Origin of the sequence: Micromonospora sp. KC207 (assembly GCF_004348615.1) — a bacterium.
GTDB lineage: Bacteria > Actinomycetota > Actinomycetes > Mycobacteriales > Micromonosporaceae > Micromonospora.
On record NZ_SMKJ01000449.1, the window covers coordinates 1 to 3568 of the forward strand.

Here is a 3568-nt window from a genome sequence, read left to right on the forward strand (position 1 = left end):
CGGGTCGCCTGCGCCGGCCGAGCAGGCCCTGCGTCACCGCGACCCCGGCCAGCACGATCAGCGCCCCGACCGGCTGGTGCCAGGTGAGCCGCTCGCCGAGCGCCAGCGCGCCGAGCAGCACCGCGAAGATCGGGATGAGGTAGGTCACCGTGGAGGCGGTGCTCGCCCCCGCCACCCGGATGTTGCGCAGGTTGATCACGAAGGCCAGGCCGGTGCCCAGCGCGCCCAGCGCGAGCACGCTGGCCAGGGCGCCGCCCGACAGGTCGGTGGGCACCGGCGGCGCGCCCGCCACCAGCGGGCCCACCACGGCAAGCTGCGCGGTCGCCAGCACGAGCTGGGCCGCCGAGAGCGAGAGGCCGGTGTGGGCGCTGCCCGCGACGAACCGCTTCTGGTACGGGATGGCGAAGCCGTAGCAGGCCGCCGCCCCGAAGCACATGAGCTGGCCGGCGAAGTGGGCACCGCCGACGCCCGCCCAGACCCCGAGCACCACGAGCACCCCGGCGAAGCCGAGCCCCAGCCCGACCGCCTTGCGCGTCGTCAACCGCTCGGTGCGGAACACGAGCACCGCCATCGGCAGCACGATCAGCGGCGTGGTGGCGTTCCAGATCCCGGCGAGCATCGACTCGATCCGCTGCTCGCCGTACCCGAAGAGAGTGAACGGCACGGCCACGCCGAGCGCCGCGACCACGAACTGGTGGGCCCAGATCCGGGGCTCGCGGGGCAGTCGGTCGCGCAGCAGCGGGAGCGCGACGAGCAGGGTCAGCGCACCGGCGGCGACCCGGTAGAGGGTGAGGTGCACCGGGTGCAGCTCGCGGACGCCGACCTTGATGAACAGGAAGCTGGAGCCCCAGATCGCAGCGAGCGCGAGGAAGCCGGGCAGCCAGCTACGCAGCGCCGCCCTGTTAGGGGTGGTATCCGGTCTCACCCCTGACACTCTGCCGCAGGGGTACGACGATGTCGCGCGGTTTCCGGGCACCGTGTCGACCACCACAGGAGCCACCTCGAGCTCGCCCACCACCTGCGGCACGCGGCGGTCGAACTGTTCGCCCCCGGTGGGTTCGGCGGCTACGACACCGTCGTGCGGGCGGTCAGCGGGGAGCGGCTACGGGCCGACGTGCCTTTCCCGAGCGACTTCGACCCGGGCGAGCCGCTGGCCCTGAACACCGCAAACACGCTCGACGACCGGGCGGCGGCGTCGCGTAGTGTCACGGCGTGGGACGAATCGATGATCTCGCCGACCGGTACGTCGCCGATTGGGCGCCGCTGAGCCCGGTCAGCGCAACCTACGTCGGCATTGCCGGACACGACGACCAGCTCGACGACCTGTCGCCGGAGGGCTACGCGGCTCGGGCGGAGCTGGCCCGGCGCACGCTCGCCGACCTCGACGTGACCGAGCCCGAGTCCGAGTCCGAACGGACAGCCAAGGAGGCCATGCAGGAGCGGCTCGGCCTGGACCTCGCCCGGTACGAGGCGGGCGAGACGACCAGCGAGGTCAACGTCATCGCCAGCGGGCTGCACGACGCCCGCATGGTCTTCGACCTGATGCCCACCGAGGGCGCGGACGCGCAGGCGAACATCGCGGCGCGGCTCAACCGGTTCGCGGCCGCGCTGGAGGGCTACAAGACGACGCTGCGCGAGGCGGCCGGCGCTGGCCGGGTCAGCTCGAAGGCGCAGCTCGTCGAGGTCGCCAAGCAGTGCGACATCTGGACCGACCCGGACGGCGACAACTTCTTCCACGGCTTGGTCGAGCGGCTCGGCGTCGACGGCACCCTCGGAGCGGAGCTGCGCCGGGGCGCGGCGGCGGCCACCGCGGCCACCGCCGAGTTCGGCCAGTTCCTCCGCGACGAGCTGACCCCGCTGGGGCGCGACAAGCAGGCTGCCGGCCGGGAGCGGTACGAGCTGGCCTCGCAGTACTTCCTCGGCGCGCGGGTCGACCTCGACGAGACGTACGCCTGGGGGTTCGCCGAGCTGGCCCGGCTGGAGGCCGACATGCGGACGGTGGCCGCGCGAATCGTCGGGCCGGGCGCGACGATCGACGAGGCGGTGGCAGCGCTGGACGCCGACCCGGCGCGCACCATCCAGGGCAAGGAGGCGTTCCGGGACTGGATGCAGGCGCTGGCCGACAAGGCGATCAGCGACCTGCACGGCACCCACTTCGACATCCCGGAGCAGGTCCGCCGGATCGAGTGCTGCCTCGCCCCGACCAGCGACGGTGGGATCTACTACACGGGCCCGAGCGAGGACTTCTCCCGCCCGGGGCGGATGTGGTGGGCGGTGCCGCAGGGCATCACCGACTTCTCCACCTGGCGGGAGGTGACCACCGTCTACCACGAGGGCGTCCCGGGTCACCATCTCCAGGTCGGCCAGACCGCCGTCCGGGCCGACCTGCTCAACCGCTGGCAGCGGCTGCTGTGCTGGGTCTCCGGGCACGGCGAGGGGTGGGCGCTGTACTCGGAGCGGCTGATGGACGAGCTGGGGTACCTGGAGGACCCGGGCGACAAGCTCGGCATGCTCGACGGGCAGGCGTTCCGGGCGGCCCGGGTGATCGTCGACATCGGCATGCACCTGGAGCTGGAGATTCCGAGGGACAACCCGTTCGGCTTCCACCCGGGCCAGCGGTGGACGCCGGAGCTGGGCTGGGAGTTCATGCGGGCGCACTGCCGGGTGCCGGACGAGAACCTGCGCTTCGAGCTGAACCGCTACCTGGGCTGGCCGGGGCAGGCGCCCTCGTACAAGGTCGGCGAGCGGATCTGGCTCCAGGCCCGGGAGGACGCGAAGGCCCGCAAGGGTGCCGACTTCGACCTGCGGGAGTTCCACCGGCAGGCGCTGGACCTCGGCGCGTTGGGCCTGGACCCGCTGCGCCGGGCGCTCGCCCGCCTCTGAACCGACGACGGCCGGGTCCGGGGCGGTACCGCCCCGGACCCGGCCGTCGGTAGGGGTGGATCAGGCCAGGTCGACCTTCAGCGCGGGCTTCGCGGTCAGGACGTCGCTGTCGACGTACGCCAGGTCGATCACCGGGTCGGTGAAGGTGATCGGGATCGGCAAGGTGATCGGGATGCCGTCCGGGAACGGCAGGTCGGGCGTGAGGATGATCTTGATGCCGAGCAGCCGCCCGACGAACCGGGTGGCGTAGAACGCCACATCGCCCTGGACGGTCAGCCGGTCCGTGGCGTACCGCATGGTCTTGCCGCCAGGGCCGTCCGCCTGGAGCAGAAAGTCGTCGGTGACCCCCTTGGCCATGCTGAACTTCAGCACCTTGAGCGTGCCGTCGCCGGTCGGCAGGTCAACGATCCCCTCGAAGCGCAGCCCGGTCATCGTGACCTTCGAGCCGGTGAGCTTCGACGGCTTCGCCGCCACCCGGGGCTGGCCGGGCTCGGCGGCGATCCTGGGCAGCGGCTCGCCGGGCTCGACCTCGGCCGGCTCGGTGGGCTTGGGGGTGGCGCATCCGTCGCCGGGCTTGCCGGGGGTGGCCGACGCGTCCGGGGTCGGCTTCGGCGAAGAGGTCGGCCCACCGGTGGCCGTCGGCCCGGTGGTCGGGGCACCCGTGGTGGGCGCGGCCTCCCTGGGC

Annotated in this window: 3 protein-coding genes and 1 pseudogene; 2 read left to right on the plus strand and 2 right to left on the minus strand. The window is 72.8% G+C overall.

Annotated features, from left to right (window positions below; translation table 11 throughout):
• Positions 1–925 (minus strand): DMT family transporter (locus tag E1258_RS31045; protein ID WP_132407358.1); only part of this gene is annotated, 925 nt, incomplete at its 3' end.
• A gap of 153 nt (positions 926–1078) precedes the next feature.
• Between E1258_RS31045 and E1258_RS31050 the strand changes: the two genes are divergently transcribed.
• On the plus strand, positions 1079–1267 hold the full coding sequence (locus E1258_RS31050; protein WP_132407360.1) for a hypothetical protein: 189 nt from the start codon (positions 1079–1081) through the stop codon (positions 1265–1267).
• Positions 1213–2883, plus strand: a complete 1671-nt coding sequence (locus E1258_RS31055) for a DUF885 domain-containing protein (protein WP_132407362.1) — start codon at positions 1213–1215, stop codon at positions 2881–2883. Before E1258_RS31050 ends, E1258_RS31055 begins: the two co-directional genes overlap by 55 nt.
• Positions 2884–2943: 60 nt before the next feature.
• Here the strand turns inward: E1258_RS31055 and E1258_RS31060 are convergent.
• Positions 2944–3568 (minus strand): annotated as a pseudogene (locus E1258_RS31060) (hypothetical protein); the annotation flags it as partial.